3 protein-coding genes and 1 pseudogene are annotated in these 2,239 nt (G+C 44.4%); 2 read left to right on the top strand and 2 right to left on the bottom strand.

Annotation, left to right across the window (positions count from 1 at the left end):
* Positions 1–122 (top strand): DUF2498 family protein (locus AB4512_RS21870; protein WP_372175651.1); only part of this gene is annotated, 122 nt, incomplete at its 5' end.
* Positions 123–183: 61 nt separating this feature from the next.
* Here the strand turns inward: AB4512_RS21870 and aroA are convergent.
* The gene (gene aroA, locus AB4512_RS21865) at positions 184–1,464 is read right to left on the bottom strand and encodes a 3-phosphoshikimate 1-carboxyvinyltransferase (RefSeq protein WP_017062105.1); all 1,281 of its coding nucleotides are present in this window, start codon (positions 1,462–1,464) and stop codon (positions 184–186) included.
* Positions 1,465–1,626: 162 nt separating this feature from the next.
* On the bottom strand, positions 1,627–2,082 hold the full coding sequence (locus tag AB4512_RS21860) for a glycine zipper 2TM domain-containing protein (RefSeq protein ID WP_004736438.1): 456 nt from the start codon (positions 2,080–2,082) through the stop codon (positions 1,627–1,629).
* 53 nt (positions 2,083–2,135) lie between these two features.
* On the opposite strand from AB4512_RS21860, the pseudogene AB4512_RS21855 reads away from it, so the two are divergent.
* Positions 2,136–2,239, top strand: a pseudogene (locus AB4512_RS21855) (leucyl/phenylalanyl-tRNA--protein transferase); the annotation flags it as partial.

Here is a 2,239-nt window from a genome sequence, read left to right as displayed (position 1 = left end):
TCTTCAAAGGTGAATACTTCTTAGACAGCAATGGAATGCCGACAGAGAATACAACCGCGGTATTTAACATGTTTAAATACTTAGCGCACCACCTTTCGAAAGAATTTACAATTCAGCAATAATTAAAAAGCTTGCCACTTAGGCAAGCTTTTTTGTTCCTAAACCTTTACATACTAAGCATTTTTATAGACTTAGCATTTTCAGCTTGTCGAAATAATCAGGGAATGTCTTTGACGTACAACCTGGATCATTAATCGTCACAGGCGTATCGCTCAAAGCAACCAGCGAGAAACACATCGCCATACGGTGATCATCGTAAGTATCAATCGCCGCGTGAGTCAGTTCAGCCACAGGGTTAACAATGATATAATCTTCACCCTCTTCGACCTCAGCACCGACTTTACGTAGCTCTGTTGCCATTGCAGCCAAGCGGTCTGTCTCTTTCACACGCCAGTTGTAGACATTACGGATTGCCGTTGTGCCTTTCGCAAACAATGCGGTTGTCGCGATAGTCATCGCAGCATCTGGGATATGGTTATAGTCCATATCAATGCCTTTCAGCTCGCCACAACGAGAGATAACGTAGTCGTCACCCCATTCGATTTCCGCACCCATTTTCTCAAGCGCATCAGCGAATTGGATATCACCTTGGATACTGTTTTTACCAATACCAGTGACCTTAATCTCACCACCTTTGATAGCAGCAGCTGCAAGGAAATATGACGCAGATGATGCATCACCTTCAACCAAGAAATCACCCGGTGCCGAGTAAGATTGCCCGGTAGGAATCACAAACTCTTGGTAATCATTATTGATCACGTCCACACCAAATTGCTTCATGATGTGCAGCGTAATATCGATGTAAGGTTTAGAAACCAATTCACCGTCAATTTTAATGGTCACTTCACCTTCAGCTAAGGGCGCAGCCATCAAAAATGCCGTCAAGAATTGACTAGAGATAGAACCGTCGATAGAAACTGTACCGCTCTTCAGACCTGTACCTGTGATCTTCAATGGTGGGTAGTTTTCGTTCTCTAAGTATTCAACATCGGCACCGGCTTCTCGCAGTGCTGTTACCAAGTGGCCAATTGGGCGCTCTTTCATACGAGGCTCACCAGTAAGAACGTATTCACCGCGACCTAAACATAGTGCAGCCGCCAACGGACGCATCGCCGTACCCGCATTACCTAAGAAAAGCTCTAGGGCTTTGTCACTTGAGAATGCACCACCAACACCTGTCACTTCACAAACGGTTTTGTCTGCAGACAACTGATAATCAACACCTAACTGAGTCAATGCATTCAACATATGACGAATATCATCACTGTCTAGCAAGTTTGTTAGGCGAGTGGTTCCCGTAGAAAGTGCAGCCAAAAGAAGTGCACGGTTGGAAACGCTTTTTGAACCAGGTAGGTTAACTTCCCCGTTCACTTTTTGAATTGGTTGTAACGTAAGGCTTTCCATTAAATCTTATAGTCCTTGTACCACCCGAAGTCACTGGTGCGTATTTATTTTCGGGTGATGAATAATTCTTCGTACTTGCAGACTAACGAACTTTTCCAACGAACTCCAGAGCTAATCCGGCCCAAACCGGTGATTAATTAGCCAATCAATCGTATTTATATACTAGTACACGAGATCAACTCGAACACCATCTGAAAAATAGAGAATTCGTACATCATCGCCTCGGTTGAACAGCATCGAGTTATCGACATCTTGGATAATGTTGACCAACTTGTCGTCTTTGGTTTTGACCAATAACTCGACCAGTTTGTACTCTACTTTATATTGTGTGTTACCTCGGTTACGAGCAATACCCGCACCTGCTACTGCACCTACAGCTGTCGCCACTTCTTTACCAGTGCCGCCGCCAAACTGGTTACCAATCAAGCCACCAATCGCCGCACCTAACAAGGTTTCCCAACCATTCGCTTTCGACTCAACGATCTCTTGCTGAGTGATGTATCTGACCGTATCAATCTCACCATAAACCACCTCGTTTACTGGTCGAGCTTGGTTTCTGTTGTAAGCTGCATTTGCCAACATGGGCAAAACAAGTAAAATCCAAAGCAACTTCTTCATGGTAAAACTCCTAAAGACCTCTTGGTCAGTGATTAATCTGTAATGCGGTACTTATGACTATATACCTAACCGAACTTGATACTACTAGTATAGAGTTTCCTTCGCCTTTCGACGCGCTTGATGACCCCAACGGTCTGCTCGCCTTCGGTGGTGATTT

Origin of the sequence: Vibrio sp. 10N.222.52.B7 (assembly GCF_041474275.1) — a bacterium.
Taxonomy (GTDB): domain Bacteria; phylum Pseudomonadota; class Gammaproteobacteria; order Enterobacterales; family Vibrionaceae; genus Vibrio; species Vibrio crassostreae_C.
Note: the sequence above shows the minus strand (reverse complement) of the source record. Positions and strands in the feature narration are given on the sequence as shown.